At 62.3% G+C, this 14,573-nt stretch carries 15 protein-coding genes; 6 read left to right on the top strand and 9 right to left on the bottom strand.

The window, feature by feature from the left end; translation table 11 throughout:
- Nucleotide 1: 1 nt before the first annotated feature.
- Entirely contained in the window at nt 2-673 is a 672-nt protein-coding gene (locus C8K58_RS04200) for a DUF3313 domain-containing protein (protein ID WP_092357984.1), read from the bottom strand.
- A gap of 134 nt (nt 674-807) precedes the next feature.
- Nucleotides 808-1,302, bottom strand: coding sequence for a hypothetical protein (locus C8K58_RS04195; RefSeq protein ID WP_027606562.1), 495 nt, complete (start codon nt 1,300-1,302; stop codon nt 808-810).
- Between the two features lie 194 nt (nt 1,303-1,496).
- On the opposite strand from C8K58_RS04195, the gene ccoN reads away from it, so the two are divergent.
- The 3 genes from ccoN to C8K58_RS04180 all read left to right on the top strand — a co-directional run bounded on the left by ccoN (nt 1,497) and on the right by C8K58_RS04180 (nt 3,981).
- On the top strand, nt 1,497-2,924 hold the full coding sequence (gene ccoN, locus C8K58_RS04190) for a cytochrome-c oxidase, cbb3-type subunit I (protein WP_027606563.1): 1,428 nt from the start codon (nt 1,497-1,499) through the stop codon (nt 2,922-2,924).
- 1 nt (nt 2,925) lies between these two features.
- Nucleotides 2,926-3,135, top strand: a complete 210-nt coding sequence (locus tag C8K58_RS04185) for a hypothetical protein (protein ID WP_027606564.1) — start codon at nt 2,926-2,928, stop codon at nt 3,133-3,135.
- 90 nt (nt 3,136-3,225) lie between these two features.
- Nucleotides 3,226-3,981 (top strand): aspartate/glutamate racemase family protein, encoded by a 756-nt coding sequence (locus tag C8K58_RS04180; protein ID WP_223841589.1) that lies wholly within the window; start codon nt 3,226-3,228, stop codon nt 3,979-3,981.
- On the opposite strand, the gene C8K58_RS04175 is transcribed toward C8K58_RS04180, so the two are convergent.
- The 6 genes from C8K58_RS04175 to C8K58_RS04150 all read right to left on the bottom strand — a co-directional run bounded on the left by C8K58_RS04175 (nt 3,915) and on the right by C8K58_RS04150 (nt 10,048).
- Nucleotides 3,915-4,427 carry a GNAT family N-acetyltransferase gene (locus tag C8K58_RS04175; RefSeq protein ID WP_027606565.1) on the bottom strand — a complete coding sequence of 171 codons (513 nt, stop codon included), beginning with the start codon at nt 4,425-4,427 and terminating at the stop codon, nt 3,915-3,917. The genes C8K58_RS04180 and C8K58_RS04175 overlap by 67 nt on opposite strands.
- 61 nt (nt 4,428-4,488) lie before the next feature.
- Nucleotides 4,489-5,553, bottom strand: coding sequence for a DUF1176 domain-containing protein (locus tag C8K58_RS04170; protein ID WP_027606566.1), 1,065 nt, complete (start codon nt 5,551-5,553; stop codon nt 4,489-4,491).
- Nucleotides 5,554-5,617: 64 nt separating this feature from the next.
- Nucleotides 5,618-6,337, bottom strand: coding sequence for a hypothetical protein (locus tag C8K58_RS04165; protein ID WP_092357982.1), 720 nt, complete (start codon nt 6,335-6,337; stop codon nt 5,618-5,620).
- Complete coding sequence (locus C8K58_RS04160) at nt 6,334-7,608, bottom strand: AAA family ATPase (RefSeq protein WP_092357980.1); 1,275 nt, start codon at nt 7,606-7,608, stop codon at nt 6,334-6,336. Before C8K58_RS04160 ends, C8K58_RS04165 begins: the two co-directional genes overlap by 4 nt.
- A gap of 102 nt (nt 7,609-7,710) precedes the next feature.
- Entirely contained in the window at nt 7,711-8,850 is a 1,140-nt protein-coding gene (locus C8K58_RS04155) for a glycerate kinase (protein WP_108573103.1), read from the bottom strand.
- 91 nt (nt 8,851-8,941) lie between these two features.
- Nucleotides 8,942-10,048 (bottom strand): sugar diacid recognition domain-containing protein, encoded by a 1,107-nt coding sequence (locus C8K58_RS04150; protein WP_092357976.1) that lies wholly within the window; start codon nt 10,046-10,048, stop codon nt 8,942-8,944.
- A 173-nt stretch (nt 10,049-10,221) separates the two neighbouring features.
- On the opposite strand from C8K58_RS04150, the gene C8K58_RS04145 reads away from it, so the two are divergent.
- A complete protein-coding gene (locus C8K58_RS04145) occupies nt 10,222-11,532 on the top strand; it encodes an MFS transporter (protein WP_027606571.1) in 1,311 nt (436 codons plus the stop codon).
- A gap of 64 nt (nt 11,533-11,596) precedes the next feature.
- Here the strand turns inward: C8K58_RS04145 and C8K58_RS04140 are convergent, their stop codons facing one another.
- Nucleotides 11,597-12,301: an SDR family oxidoreductase gene (locus C8K58_RS04140; protein ID WP_027606572.1), complete on the bottom strand. Its 705-nt coding sequence runs from the start codon at nt 12,299-12,301 to the stop codon at nt 11,597-11,599.
- 101 nt (nt 12,302-12,402) lie between these two features.
- Here C8K58_RS04140 and C8K58_RS04135 point away from each other — a divergent pair, with 101 nt between their 5' ends.
- Both C8K58_RS04135 and C8K58_RS04130 read left to right on the top strand, forming a co-directional pair.
- Complete coding sequence (locus C8K58_RS04135; protein WP_092357974.1) at nt 12,403-13,305, top strand: LysR family transcriptional regulator; 903 nt, start codon at nt 12,403-12,405, stop codon at nt 13,303-13,305.
- A gap of 81 nt (nt 13,306-13,386) precedes the next feature.
- Nucleotides 13,387-14,397, top strand: a complete 1,011-nt coding sequence (locus tag C8K58_RS04130) for an aldo/keto reductase (RefSeq protein WP_065927494.1) — start codon at nt 13,387-13,389, stop codon at nt 14,395-14,397.
- Nucleotides 14,398-14,573 lie beyond the last annotated feature (176 nt).

Genomic DNA, 14,573 nt, shown 5'->3' with positions numbered 1-14,573 from the left:
CCTAGTGTTTTTTCAGCTTCACATACGACTGATGCAGGTCCGACGCCCAGTCATCGATCACGCCTTTCACGTCATCGGCCTTCATCACCTGCGAGTCGTTGGACAGCGGCTTGCCCGTGCCCTTGCGCACCACTTGGGCGAGCACCTTGCCGTTGGCGCCGTCGAGGAACTGCGCCTCGGTGCCCAGGGTGGTTTCCTGGTCGCGGATGCCGGTGCCGGTACTCACCGCTGCCGCCACCAGGGCCACCGGCACGAATTCATAGGGTTTGAGGCCTTCGGTCTTGCTGCTGACGGCGGTGATCGCCGCACGTACCACCATCACACCGGGACCGGGCCCGTTGGCCAGGGGCAGTGATTTGCCCAGCTCACGCTTGAGCGCCTGGTTGAAGTAGGTGTTGATACCATTGAGGGTGCTTTCGGGGATTTTCGTGGTGGCCTGGGGCTTGGGGTAGAACTGCGTCGGTTCGATATACACCGCGGTATAGCGGCTCAGGTCGAGTTGGGGGTCTACCCAGCGCATCACCTCGACCCCCGAAGGCGACTTGGCTTCCTTGAGTTGGCTGTAGTCGGACAGAAAGCCTGAATACTCGTCCGGTTGGGTGACCTTGCTGGCGCAGCCGGCCATTGCGATGGAGGCCACGCACAGCGTACTGATCATTAGCCTTAGTTTCATCATTGAACTCCCTGGCGATCATCATCGAAACATGGAGCTGTAGGTATAGCCAATCCTGGGCAAAAAATGCGTATTTCCACCCAGTGTTTGACACACCGGCGTCCCCCATCGACGTTGCGCGAAGCGGGAGCCCCTCAGCCGCGTTCGCGCGGAATCAGACTCTGCAACTGCGAGGCCAGGAAATTGGCGTCGAAGCCAAAGGTGTCCGGGTCTTTGAGGCCATTGGTTTTCTTCCACAGCCAGTCGTTTTTGTCGGCCGGCAGCACCAGCGACACGCTGCCGTGGCGGGCAGCGGTCAAGCCCATCACCGAGAGCGAGATCACGCCGCCCACGCCCATGACTTCAGGCACGAACTCCACGGTCTTGCCGGTGATCTGCACCAGCAGCTTTTCGGTCTTGAAGGTCGAGGTCTCCACCGGCACGCCCGGCCCGCTGGCGACATAGGCTTCACGGTGCACCTCCAGCAGGCCGACAGTCTTGACCGGCTCCAGCCATTGCTCGATCTGCCCGAACAGCTCGTCGAGCTTGTGCGTCCAGCGCGCCGACTGCACATCGAACTGTTGCTTCTTGTGCGCTTCGCTATCGGCGTAATGACGAAGCATCTCGCCCAGTTGCTGTACATCGTCCATTGCGGATTTCCTTGGGTGTGCCAGGTTGCGATGCCGGATCATGGCAGATGCGGCCACTCACCGTACGATTAACGCTGACAGGCCTGTGGGCGTGCCTGTCGACTGATCCGCTGTAATGAGCTTTTTCTGAGCCTGTTTTGTTTTTCCCGCGTTTCCTACAGTGCCCGCCACTTGGAACCGTGGGAGGACTGAGCATGAGCACAGCAACAACCGGGCAGGCCTATAACTATAAAGTCGTCCGTCAATTCGTGATCGCCACCCTTGTGTGGGGCGTGGTGGGCATGGCCATGGGCGTGTGGATCGCCTCGCAACTGGTCTGGCCGCAGATGAACCTGGACCTGCCCTGGACCACGTTCGGCCGGTTGCGGCCTTTGCACACCAGCCTGGTGATCTTTGGCTTCGCCGGCAGTGCGCAATTTGCCGCCAGTTACTATGCGGTGCAAAGGACCTGCCAGGTGCGCCTGTTTTCCGACCGCCTGGCTGCGTTTACCTTCTGGGGCTGGCAGTCGGTGATCGTGATCATGCTGGTCAGCCTGCCCCTGGGCTACACCACCACCAAGGAATACGCCGAGATCGAGTTTTCCGGCGCGGTGTGGATGACCGTGGTGTGGGTGGCCTACGCCATTGTGTTCTTCACCACGGTGGTAAGGCGCAAGACCCAACATATCTACGTGGGCAACTGGTTTTTCGGCGCGTTTATCCTGGTGATCGCCATGTTGCACGTGGTCAATCACCTGGCGATCCCGGTGGATTGGTTCAAGTCCTACCCGGTGTATTCCGGCGCGACCGATGCCATGGTGCAGTGGTGGTACGGGCATAACGCCGTGGGCTTTTTCCTGACCACCGGTTTCCTGGGGATGATGTATTACTTCGTGCCCAAGCAGGTGGGCCGGCCGGTGTACTCCTATCGCCTGTCCATCGTGCACTTCTGGGCGCTGATCACCCTGTACATCTGGGCCGGCCCGCACCATTTGCACTACACCGCCTTGCCCGATTGGGCGCAGTCACTGGGCATGGCGATGTCGCTGATCCTGCTGGCCCCGAGCTGGGGCGGCATGATCAACGGCATGATGACCTTGTCGGGGGCCTGGCATCAGTTGCGCACCGACCCGATCCTGCGTTTCCTGGTGCTGTCCCTGGCGTTCTATGGCATGTCGACCTTCGAAGGCCCGATGATGGCGATCAAGACCGTCAACGCCCTCTCCCACTACACCGACTGGACCATCGGCCACGTACACGCCGGCGCCCTGGGCTGGGTGGCGATGATCACCTTTGGCTCGCTGTACCACATGATCCCCAAGGTCTTCGGCCGCGAGCAGATGCACAGCGTGGCGCTGATCAACCTGCACTTCTGGCTGGCGACCATCGGCACGGTGCTGTACATCGCCTCGATGTGGGTCAACGGCATTACCCAAGGCCTGATGTGGCGAGCGGTGAACGACGACGGCACCCTCACCTACTCGTTTGTCGAAGCCTTGCAGGCCAGCCATCCGGGGTTTGTGGTGCGGTTTGCCGGCGGCGTGTTTTTCCTCACGGGCATGTTGCTGATGGCCTACAACACGTGGCGCACGGTGCGGGTCGCAGACTTGAGCGTGGCCCGGCTCGATGCGCGGATCGCCTGATATGTGGAGCGTGCTGATCGTGGTGTGCCTGTACGCTGCGGTGGAGTATTGCCTGCGCGGGCAGACCGAGACGAGCCTGGACGAAGCCAGCATGTTGCCGTTCGCCGACGACCCGGAGGTGGCGCGGCGCGTGGAGCAGGCCACGGGTAAACCCATCCACGCCATTGCCGCGGAGCAACCCCGGCCGGGATGGGTCAACCTGGACATGTGAAACTGCTCCGGTCATTTGGCGGGTAACTGCGTATGACTATTCAGCGGCCGATGGGTAAGGTGAAGCGACTTTCCCTGTCAGGAGCATCGCATGCGCACCATCGGCCTTATCGGCGGCATGAGCTGGGAGTCCAGCGCCGAGTACTACCGCATCATCAATCAGCGCGTGCGTGACCAGCTCGGCCCGCTGCGCTCGGCCCAGGTGTTGATGTACAGCGTGGACTTCGGCCCGGTGGAACAGGCCCAGCACGCCGGGCGCTGGGATGACACCGCGCTGATCCTGGAAGACGCCGCGCGCCGTTTGCAGGCCGGCGGCGCCGAGTGTGTGGTGCTGTGTACCAACACCATGCATTTGGTGGCGCCGCGTATCGAGGCGGCGGTGTCGATTCCGTTCCTGCATATCGCCGATGCGGCCGCTGCGGCGGCGGTGGCAGCCGGCACCCTGACCGTCGGCTTGCTCGGCACCGCGTTCACCATGGAGCAGGATTTTCTCACGTCGCGCCTGGCCGCCCAGGGCCTCACCGTGCTGGTGCCGGACGCGGAGGAGCGCCGCGCCGTGCACCGGATCATCTATGAGGAGTTGTGCGTCGGCGTGATCAGCGATGCATCACGCCAGGTTTACCTGCGGGTCATCGAGTCCCTGGCCGCACGGGGTGCCCAGGCGGTCATCCTCGGCTGCACGGAAATCAGCCTGCTGGTCAAGCCCGAACACAGCGACCTGCCGCTGCTGGACACCACCGAGCTGCATGCGCAGGCTGCGGTGGCGTTTGCGCTGGAGGGTCAAGCCGACTGGCGCAGGCGTGCCATGCTCAGGGTGTCGACAAACACCCCATCGCGCAGGGCGTAGTCACGCAAGCGCCCTTCGATCTCGAAGCCGAACTTGCGGTACAGGTGGTGCGCGGCTTCGTTGTCGGCGTACACCGTGAGTTCCACCCGGTGCAGGTTCATCCAGTTGTCGGCCACGTCCAGCGCGGCCGTCAACAGCCGCGAGCCTACGCCCTTGCCCTGCCAGGCCGTCGCCACGCCCATGCCGAACGAACCGACATGGGCCTGGCGTACGCGCAGGTACTGTTCCAGGCCCAGTTGGCCGATCACCTCGCCGCCGTGCACCGCCACCAGTTGCAGGCGCCGCTCGTTGTCGGTGACCAGGCGTTTGCGCCAGACATCCACCGACTGGAACGGCATCTGCAGCACCTGCCGGCACACGGCCGGTTCGTTATAGAGCGCCGCCACACCTTCAAGGTGGGCCTCGGTAAAGCGCTGGATCACGATATGGGGCTCAGGTGCGTGCATGGGGTTTCATCCTTTGAAAGACACGTGGCCGGCCAGTGTAGAGGCCATGCCTGCTCCCTGGCTAGGGCGCCGGCACGGTCGTCCATAACGACGGCCAGTCGCCGTAACCGACACCGGTGCAGCGCGGCATGCTATGAAACTCACTGAGCTGGAACGCCTTGCCGTCAAACACCCAGACACCACCGCCGCCACAGTCACCGATGCCGCGCTGCTTGTAGAAATAACTCAAGGTGCCGGTGGCTTCGTCATAGCCCACCGAGCCTTGCAGCGCAGCACCGTCCAACGGCAAGGGCTCAATCTCCAGGGGCGTTTGCGCATAGGGCGCCTGACGCTGGCGGCTGACCACGTCGAACTCACAGTTGTAGGCCGCGCAGTCGTAACGCACCACCGTCATTGCCTGTTGCGCCGTCAGCGCCCCGGCCTTTGCCTCGGGCTCACCCTCCTCCGAGGTCACGGCCTGCACTGCAGCGGCCACCAGCCCGGCCTGTTCCTGCGCGGTCAACGTCGGCGGCGCAGGGAACTTGCGCAACACCGGCGTCGGCAAACGTGGCGGCACCTCACGGGCCGGCGCTTTTCCGGGGCGTGCCAGGGCCGTCACGTTATCCACCCGCCCCTGCACCGCATCCATCAACAGCAGCGAAGCGCTCAGGCCGCTCAGCGACACATGGGCCTGTTCGTCGCCCGGCAATTGCAGGCGCTGGCCATTGCGCAAACGCTGCAACCAGCGACGCGCCGCAGCGTCCTCGATCACACCGTAAGACTGCACCTCGGGATCGCCGCCCTGATCGTCCAGTTCCACATGCAGATCCCGGGTCAGCTCCAGGCCCAGCGGCTGACCGTCCAACAGCAAGGTCGACAGGTCCAGCGCTTCGCCACGGTGGTCGAAGCGCAGGCGCAGATACCCTTCGGAACCGGCCTGATGCCAGATATGCAAGGTCAGGGAGCTGTAGTCTTCTTCATCGACGCCACTGGGCGCGCTGAGGGCATGGCAATTGCGCAGGTTGTCGCACCCGGTGACCCAGTTCTTGATTTCCCGCAGCAGCGGTACGGTTTCAGCGGGCGGTTGAGCGAAGGCCTGGGTGGCGCTGCCGGTCAGCAGCAGGGCCAGGAGTACGGGGCGCAGCATGGGGACTCTCCGTGTCGAAAAATGACGCGGATTGTCCCATGTTCACTATTTAAGACGGTAGTACTCAGGGCCTGGCTTGGCCGCGAACACGGGCTGCGTACTTTTCGAGACGTTGTGCGTGACGTTCGGCCTGTTGCTTGAGTGCCTGGCAGTATTCGGGGAGGCAATGCTGGGCATCGGGTGAGTCGACTTCGTCTGCCAGGCGCCGGGCAGCAGCGGCAGTGATCGGAGTGCCGCGTGGTCGCAATCGGCCTCTGATAACGGCGGCCCTATCGTTTACCAGCGTTGGATGGTTGAGTTTAAGGACCTCGACGGTGGCAACAGCGTCAGGCGTCAGACCTTCTACGTAGCCATCACTGGAATATCGAAACTGGCGCTCGACATTGGCTGACAACGGAGAAACGAAGGGCTTTCGGGCCACGTCGTAGTCGGCTTTTTCCACGGCACCATAACCACAAGCCATCTTGGTTTGGCTGGAGGGGTAACACGCCACCAAATTGTCGTAGGCGATGCTGTCAGCCTCGTGATGCGTTTGTGCAAGGACATGCTCAATGTGGCAGCTGAATTGTGTGCCCTGTCCCTTTGCCTGGCATTCGGTCGCAGTGGGCAACCGCCGCAAGGTGTAGGCGCATAAATGGAACTGCTCCTTCAAGAGCGCCTGGCGAACGGACTCGCTCGGAAAGCTGCTTCCCTTGCCGTAGTAAAGGTTATGCGGCGTATTGCGGTTTTCTCTTTTCCATTCAATCAGCGCCCGTGGCTCGGCGCCTTTTTTGATAGACCTCACGCGCCGCCCTCTTCTAGCGACCTCAGAGAGTCAATACTGGCTTGGGCTTCAAGGACATCAGGGATTTTGCCGACCTGCTCGCGCAATTTCGCGAGTTTAGCCTGGGCGGATTCAAGATTGTCGTCGTCGAGGTCACGGTAGATTGTTCTGAGTTGCTGGCTGACGTTTTGGTTTTGGGCCAATTCCCCCATCAGTTCCTCTATGACCTCACCACTTCGGAGGCCCAGTGAGCGCTCCGGATGACCGATATACTTGCCTTCCTTGAGCAGCATCACCGCCTCAGCAGGAAGTTCACCCAATATTTGCGGAGAGTGAGTGGTGATAATGAATTGGCAGTTGGGAAAGGTTTTTTCCAGGTTGGCGACGACGGTGCGTTGCCAACCCGGGTGAAGGTGAAGGTCCAGTTCGTCGATAAGGACAACACCCTTTCCCTCTAAAGGGTCAAGTACTTCACAATTAAGCAATGTAAGTCGGCGGGCAAGGTCTCCGACCAATGCCAAGAGACATTTCTCTCCATCCGAAAGCTGCAACACGTTGAATTCAAGGTTGCCTTTTAGGACGGTCATTCTCAATGCTGGCTTGCGGCGAATCCGGACATCCTTGAATCCAGTAAAGGTTTCAATGGCCCGGCGAACAACGGAAAGCGCAGGGTCTCGATAGCCCGGGGTATCCCGGCTGTTTTCATTCTCCAAGTCTTCTTGATTGCGGAACCAGATAAAGAACCGTTTGAAGTCGGCGCCGCCATGCCCTAGCGCGTCGTCATAACCTTCAGCAATAGCATTCTCCAGACGTTCGCGGACGCGTAAGGGTACGTCTAGCACCGCTCGATGAACGTCATAGTAAACGGCCAAAGGCAATTCTATTGGTCCGCCACCCTCAAACTCGCGCTGATTGATGCCATATTCAACGCCATCAGCAGCGTCATTCAACCGAAACAAATCACTGCTGCGCTCACGTGGATGTTTGCCGGCTTTTCGATTCAGGGCAATTGCCCAATCTACATCGTAGTTTTCAAACAGCTTTGTCTCGACGTGCAAGCGTGTGTATTCGGCCCCAACTTTGATGTCGTCTTTCGAGATCGTTCTTGATTTAGAAGGTTGACCAACCATACGTGCCGTCAAATTCGAAAGCGTAATCGCCAACGCATCCAGAATCGAAGACTTGCCCACCCCATTGACGCCCACCAAAGCGACAGTCTTCTTACCCTCGAAGTCGAGTTCCATGTGCTCGATGCCGCGAAAATTGACGAGAGTAAAACGCTTGATCTGCATGATCGGCTTCCAACGTGCCCGGCCAGGTCAGCCAGTCTTCAAAGTAAGCACGGATCATAGTAATTATCGACAGATCTGTCACGACGCCAAGGGCTGCCTCTATCAGCCCTGCGCAGCCACACGCCACACCCGCGCAATATCAGCCGCGCGCTCGCGCAGCAAACGCGGTGCCTCACTGCAGGCCTGCTCCAGGCTCATCGGGCCGCTTGGCAAGGCAAACGCCGCCTCCACGCCATGGGCATACATCTGCTCGTAGCCGTCGCCCAGGGTGCCGGCGATGACGATCACCGGAACGCCATGTTGCCGGGCGATGCGGGCCACGCCGAAGGGGGTTTTGCCGCGCAGGGTCTGGGCATCGAAGCGGCCTTCGCCGGTGATGACCAGGTCGGCGCCGCGTACGGCGTCGTCAAGGCCCACCAGTTCGGCAACGACTTCCACTCCCGCGCGGAACTGCGCGCCGAGGAACGCCTTGGCGGCAAAACCCAGGCCGCCGGCGGCGCCGCTGCCGGGCTCGTCGCGCACGTCCTTGGGCAGGACGTTAGCGCAGTGATCGGCGAAGTGGCCGAGGGCGGCGTCCAGTTGTTGCACCTGCTCGGGGTTGGCGCCTTTTTGCGGGCCGAATATCGCCGAGGCGCCGTGGGGGCCGCACAGCGGGTTGTTCACATCGGCGGCGATTTCAAAGCGTACCTGGGCCAGGCGCGGGTCGAGTTTTTCCAGGTTGATACGTGCCAGCCGTGACAAGGCCAGGCCTCCGGGTGGCAAGGCCTGTTCCGCAGCGTCGAACAGTTGCACACCCAGGGCTTGCATCGCCCCCGCGCCGGCGTCGTTGGTGGCGCTGCCGCCAATCGCCAGGATGATGCGCCGGGCCCCCAGGTCCAGGGCCGCGCGAATCAGCTCGCCGGTGCCGTAGGTGCTGCTGGTGCACGCATCGCGCTGGCCTGGCGCTACCAATTGCAGGCCGCTGGCTTCGGCCATTTCGATGATCGCGGTGTGGCTGTCGGCCAACCAGCCCCAACGTGCTTCAACCGTACCGCCCAGCGGGCCACGTACCGCCTGGCGGCGCAATTGGCCGTTACAGGCGGCGAGCACCGCGTCCACCGTACCTTCACCACCGTCCGCCATCGGGCACTGGATCAGCTGTGCGTCCGGCCAGACTTGCGCCAACCCTGCGGCAATGGCCTGGGCGACGCCCTCGGCACTCAGGCTGTCCTTGAACGAGTCGGGGGCGATGATGATTTTCATGGGCTTTCTCCGGTTTTTATCACGCCCATGCTGCCAGTTGGCACCGCCGCTGACGCCGGTCCGATGCACAAGTACGGGTAAGGTTTGTTGTTCATTCCGACAAAGCCTGGGGCAGCAGCTGCACGCCGAGGTACAGCGCCAGCATGCCATCCAGGGTCAACGGGTCGACGCCGCTGAGTTCGGCGATGCGCTCCATGCGGTAGCGCAGGCTGTTGCGGTGAATGCCGAGGGCGTCGGCACAGGCCTGGCTTTGCCCATCGTGTTCGCACCAACTGCGCAGCGTGGCCAGGAGTTGGCCGTTGCTGTCCTTGGCCAGCACCTTGCGCAAGGGGTTGAGCAGTTCGTCCAGGGCATCGTCGTTGCGATGACGCCAGAGCATCACGGGCAGGCGGTAGCGGTTGAGGGTCAACAGCCGCGAGTGCGGCAGTACATCGCGACCGTAGGCCAGCAAATCGCCGACGCGACGATAGCAACGGCGCAATCCGGCCAGGCCATCCGCCTGGCCGCCGACGGCCACCCGCAGGATGTTCCAGCCCAGGCCCTGGAGCTTTTCCAGCAACCGTGGATTGTCCACCTGCTGCGCCGCCGGTCGGCACCACAGCAGCGAGAATTGCGCCGAGCTCACGCACCAACTGTCCGGGTAGCGCGAGGTCAGCCAGGTGTTCAAGGCCTCCGCCGATTGGCCCGCCCCCAGTTCGAACAGGTACGGCGTGCGTGCCAGCTGCGGCTTGAGGCCCAATTGCTGGGCTTCGTCGACCAGGCGTGGTGAGTCGCCGCTGTCGGCGAGGAGCAACGCCAACAGATCATCGCAACGCTGGCGTCGCCATTGCTGCTCGGCTTGCTGATGACGATGGCTGACGAGCATTTCGGCGGTCATGCGCACCAATTCGGCATAGGTGCGCAACAGCTCGGGCTCGCCGGTGATGCCCAGTACGCCAATCAGGCGCTGATCGTGCATCAGCGGCAGGTTGATGCCCGGCTGCACGCCCTTGAGGTGCTTGGCAGTCTGCCCGTCGATCTCGACCACGCGACCGTTGGCCAGCACCAATTGTGCACCTTCGTGGCGGGTGTTGATGCGCTCGGGTTCGCCGCTGCCGAGGATCAGGCCCTGGCTGTCCATGACGTTGACGTTATAGGGCAGGATCGCCATGGTGCGATTGACGATATCCTGCGCCAGGTCATGATCCAGCTCGAACATGCGGCCATCTCCTTGAAAGAAAGTCCTTGAAAGCGTGGTTGTTCATCGGCACAGCGCAAAGCATGCATCACTGTGCGCAAGCACAAAGACAGCACCCCGCCACCTGGCCGAGACTCATTGGGCGATCAACGTTACCTTCGCATCGCGAAAAATCATAATAAAGAGAGACTCCCATGTCACAGAGCGCCGCTGTCACACTGGCCACCGATGACGATAAAAACGCCATCTACAAGCGCATTACCCTGCGCCTGATCCCCTTCATTTTCATCTGCTATCTGTTCAACTACCTCGACCGGGTCAACGTTGGCTTTGCCAAGTTGCAGATGCTCGATGCGCTGGAATTCAGCGAAACCGTGTACGGCCTGGGTGCCGGGATCTTCTTTATCGGCTACGTGCTGTGCGGCGTGCCGAGCAACCTGGCGCTGACCAGGTTCGGTCCACGGCGCTGGATTGCCTTGATGATGATCGTCTGGGGCACACTGTCCACCTGCCTGCTGTTCGTCACCACGCCGACGCATTTCTACACCTTGCGCCTGTTTACCGGTGCGGCTGAAGCCGGCTTCTTCCCCGGTGTGGTGCTGTACCTCTCGCAGTGGTTCCCGACGTTCCGCCGTGGGCGGATCATGGCGCTGTTCATGTCGGCGATCCCGGTGTCCGGTTTGCTCGGCAGCCCGTTTTCCGGCTGGATCCTCAACCACTTCGCCGCCGGCCAGGGCGGCCTGGCGGGCTGGCAGTGGATGTTCCTGCTGCAAGGCATCCCGACCGTGATCCTCGGCGCCCTCGCCTACTTCCTGCTCAGCGACAGCTTTGCCCATGCCAAGTGGCTCAAGCCCCACGAACGCGCCGTGCTGGAAGCCGACCAGGCCACCGACCTGGCCAACAAGCCGAAAACCACCACCGATTCACTCGCCGAAGTGTTCAAGAACCCGGCGATCTGGGCGTTCGGCCTGATCTACTTCTGCATTCAGAGTGGCGTATACGCCATCAACTTCTGGCTGCCGTCGATCATCAAGAACCTGGGTTTCAGCGATAACCTGGTAATAGGTTGGCTCAGTGCGATTCCGTATCTGCTGGCAGCGGTGTTCATGTTGCTGGTGGGCCGCTCGGCGGACTTGCGCAAGGAGCGTCGCTGGCACTTGGTGGTGCCGATGCTGATGGGCGCCATCGGCCTGGTGATCGCGGTGAATTTCGCCACCACCCCAGCCATCGCCATCCTCGGCCTGACCATCGCCACCATGGGCGCCCTCACCGGCCTGCCGATGTTCTGGCCGGTACCGACCGCCATGCTCAGCGCGGGCGCAGCCGCTGGCGGCCTGGCGCTGATCAACTCCATGGGCCAGATGGCCGGTTTCCTCAGTCCGTATATCGTCGGTTTTGTGAAGGACGCCACCGGGTCCACGGATATGGCGCTGTACCTGTTGGCGGCGGTGATTGTGGCGGGCAGTGTGCTGGCGTTGCGGATGACGCGGACCTTGAAGGTATAACGCGGTCCATGTGGGAGGAGCGGTGCGACGATTCGACTTGCCCCCTCCCACATTTAGCCTGCGTTTACAGCAGGCCACCGCCGTCGATATCAATGACAGCACCGGTCATGTAGCCATTTTCCATGGCCAGCACATACCCCGCCGCCACTTCCTCGGCCTGCCCCACACGTCCCACCGGCAACGCGCCACCTGCCTTGGCAAACATCGCCAGGCGCTGGTCCTCGGCCAACCCCGCATACGCCGGGGTATCAATCACACCGGGACTCACCACGTTGACGCGACGCGGCGCCAACTCCTTGGCCAACTGCTTGCCCAGGGCTTCAGTGGCGGCGTTGATACCGACTTTGATGAACTGCCCCGGTGCCAATTTGCGCCCCAGTTGCCCGGAGGTCAGGCTGATGCTGCCGTGCTCATCGAGGAAAGGCAGCGCGTGCTGGATCGCCCGCAAGGCACCCCAGAGTTTCACGTTGAAGTTGTCCTGGGCCTCGCCCAGGTCGGTTTCGGCCAGGGCCTTGGCGCGTACCGAGGGGCCGGAGGTGTACACCAGATGGTCAAACCGCCCGACGGTTTCGAACAACCGTTGCAGGGACGCGGCGTCGGTGACGTCCACCGGTTCGCTGCGCAGGCCGTTATCGCGGCCAGACGATAGGCGCCGCCCCGCCAGCACCACCTGGGCACCGCGTGCGGCTGCGGCCTTGGCCACGGCTGCACCGATGCCGCTGCTGCCGCCGATGACGATCACCGTTTTGCCGTTGAGTGAGGAATTCATGGGGAAGTGTCCTGGGTCAGAAAGTGAGCGTTCATCATCCCAGCTTGGCAATCAACGAAAAATCCCGGTAAAACGACAGGATCTTTAAAGGATTTTTACAAATGAGCTCAATCCTCGACCTCGAAGTGTTCGCACGCACCGCCGACACCGGCAGCCTGTCTGCCGCCGCACGCGGGCTCGGCCTGACCCCCGCAGCGGCCAGCATTGCCCTCAAGCGCCTGGAAACCCGCCTGGGTACCCGCCTGCTGGCACGCTCCACCCGCAGCATGCGCCTGACCGAAGAAGGCCGGCGTTACCTCGACAGCGTGCGCGAGGCCCTGGCCGCCTTGGCCGAAGGCGAGCAAGCGCTCAAGCAGCAGAGCCAGGGCCTGACCGGCTTGTTGCAGTTGGCCGCACCCTCGGATTTCGGCCGCAATGTGGTACTGGGCTGGCTGGATGAGTTCAAGCTGGAACACCCGCACATCCGCCTGCAACTACTGCTCAACGACAGCAATGCCGACCTGTTCCGCGACACCGTCGACATCGCCCTGCGCTTCGGCGTCCCACGGGACTCCAGCCTGGTGGCGCTGCCGGTGGTGCCCAATCACCAACGCCTGCCCTGCGCCAGCCCCGACTACCTGGCGCGACACGGCACGCCGTGCACCCCGGCGGAGTTGGCGCAGCACAATACGCTGCGGTACATGCGCCAGGGCCGGGCCAACAGCACCTGGTACTTTCGCCAGGGCACCACGTTGCAGGAAGTCGAAGTGACGGGCGACTACCTGAGCGATGACGGCGAGATTGTGCGGCGCTGGGCACTGGCCGGCCACGGCATTGCCTATAAGGCCAACCTCGACATCGCCCGGGACCTCAAGGCCGGACGGCTGGTGCACCTGTTGCCGGACTGGCAGGGCGAACCCACCCCGTTCAACCTGATGTGCCCGCACCGCCTGCAAGTGTCGGAGCGGGTGAAAGCGCTGCACCGATTTCTGCAAGGGCGTTGCCAGGCCTTGCTGAGTGCATGAAGAAACGCCCCCAGGGCTTGTTCCAGAGCCTGCGAGTCTGGTATTGCATAGGGCACGTCTCACTGCCGCAAGGAGCTTTGCATGATTTACCGCACATTGGGCCAGTCCGGTTTGAAGGTCAGCGCCTTGACCCTGGGCACCATGATGTTTGGCGAACAGACCCACACCGAGGACTCGCTGCGCATCATCGACAAGGCCTGGGACCAGGGCATCAATTTTATCGACACGGCGGATGTTTACACCGGCGGGCGCTCCGAGGAAATCGTCGGCGAGGCCATCGCTCGCCATCGTCAGGATTGGGTGGTGGCGTCGAAAGTCGCCATTGGCCCCACCGAGGGCCTGCCCAACCGCAGTGGCCTGAGCCGCAAGCGCATCTTCAACGCGCTGGAAGCCAGCCTCACCCGCCTCGATACCGACTACCTCGACATCTACTACCTGCACCGCGAAGATCACGACACCCCGCTGGAGGTGACGGTATCAGCCATCGGCGACCTGATTCGCCAGGGCAAGATCCGCTACTGGGGCCTGTCCAACTATCGCGGCTGGCGAATTGCCGAGGTGATCCGCGTCGCCGAACGCCTGGGCGTGGACAAACCGGTGATCAGCCAGCCGTTGTACAACATCGTCAACCGCCAGGCTGAAGTCGAACAGATCACCGCCGCTGCCGCGTACGGCCTGGGCGTCGTGCCTTACAGCCCACTGGCCCGCGGCGTGCTCAGCGGCAAGTACGCACCGGACGTGACACCCGAAGCCGGCAGCCGTGCGGCACGCCAGGACAAGCGCATCCTGGAAACCGAATGGCGCGTGGAGTCGTTGCGCATCGCCCAGCAGATCCAGCAATACACCCAGGGCCGTGGCGTGGGCATTGTCGAGTTTGCCATCGCCTGGGTGCTGAACAACGCGGCGGTGAGCTCGGCGATCGTAGGGCCGCGCACCGAGGCGCAGTGGGATGCCTACACCGGCGCGCTGGACGTGAAGATCACGGCTGAGGATGAAGCGTTCATTGATTCGTTGGTAACGCCGGGGCATTCCTCTACGCCGGGGTTCAATGATGTGGGCCATTTTGTCTCGGGCCGAGTGGCGCGCGCGTAGGCTGATTGACCAATTAAGGGTTGCGCAGCGGCCTTACTGCGGCGAGCGGGCTTGTTGTGGTGAGCGGGCTTGCTGTGGTGAGCGGGCTTGCCCCGCGCTGGGCTGCGCAGCAGCCCTTTAAAGCCGTCGCGTTTTTCCAGGAAAACCTCGTCGCCAGTTATTGGGGCTGCTTCGCA

Source organism: Pseudomonas sp. GV047 (assembly GCF_003058245.1).
Taxonomy (GTDB): domain Bacteria; phylum Pseudomonadota; class Gammaproteobacteria; order Pseudomonadales; family Pseudomonadaceae; genus Aquipseudomonas; species Aquipseudomonas marginalis.
The sequence above is the reverse complement of the archived record's forward strand: the minus strand, read 5'-3'. Positions and strand labels throughout refer to the sequence as shown.

What these genes read in the sequence shown, in the direction of transcription:
- C8K58_RS04200 (WP_092357984.1), bottom strand. Translation starts at nt 673, where the DNA reads ATGAAACTAAGGCTAATGATCAGTACGCTGTGCGTGGCCTCCATCGCA.
- C8K58_RS04195 (WP_027606562.1), bottom strand. Translation starts at nt 1,302, where the DNA reads ATGGACGATGTACAGCAACTGGGCGAGATGCTTCGTCATTACGCCGAT.
- ccoN (WP_027606563.1), top strand. Translation starts at nt 1,497, where the DNA reads ATGAGCACAGCAACAACCGGGCAGGCCTATAACTATAAAGTCGTCCGT.
- C8K58_RS04185 (WP_027606564.1), top strand. Translation starts at nt 2,926, where the DNA reads ATGTGGAGCGTGCTGATCGTGGTGTGCCTGTACGCTGCGGTGGAGTAT.
- C8K58_RS04180 (WP_223841589.1), top strand. Translation starts at nt 3,226, where the DNA reads ATGCGCACCATCGGCCTTATCGGCGGCATGAGCTGGGAGTCCAGCGCC.
- C8K58_RS04175 (WP_027606565.1), bottom strand. Translation starts at nt 4,427, where the DNA reads ATGCACGCACCTGAGCCCCATATCGTGATCCAGCGCTTTACCGAGGCC.
- C8K58_RS04170 (WP_027606566.1), bottom strand. Translation starts at nt 5,553, where the DNA reads ATGCTGCGCCCCGTACTCCTGGCCCTGCTGCTGACCGGCAGCGCCACC.
- C8K58_RS04160 (WP_092357980.1), bottom strand. Translation starts at nt 7,608, where the DNA reads ATGCAGATCAAGCGTTTTACTCTCGTCAATTTTCGCGGCATCGAGCAC.
- C8K58_RS04155 (WP_108573103.1), bottom strand. Translation starts at nt 8,850, where the DNA reads ATGAAAATCATCATCGCCCCCGACTCGTTCAAGGACAGCCTGAGTGCC.
- C8K58_RS04150 (WP_092357976.1), bottom strand. Translation starts at nt 10,048, where the DNA reads ATGTTCGAGCTGGATCATGACCTGGCGCAGGATATCGTCAATCGCACC.
- C8K58_RS04145 (WP_027606571.1), top strand. Translation starts at nt 10,222, where the DNA reads ATGTCACAGAGCGCCGCTGTCACACTGGCCACCGATGACGATAAAAAC.
- C8K58_RS04140 (WP_027606572.1), bottom strand. Translation starts at nt 12,301, where the DNA reads ATGAATTCCTCACTCAACGGCAAAACGGTGATCGTCATCGGCGGCAGC.
- C8K58_RS04135 (WP_092357974.1), top strand. Translation starts at nt 12,403, where the DNA reads ATGAGCTCAATCCTCGACCTCGAAGTGTTCGCACGCACCGCCGACACC.
- C8K58_RS04130 (WP_065927494.1), top strand. Translation starts at nt 13,387, where the DNA reads ATGATTTACCGCACATTGGGCCAGTCCGGTTTGAAGGTCAGCGCCTTG.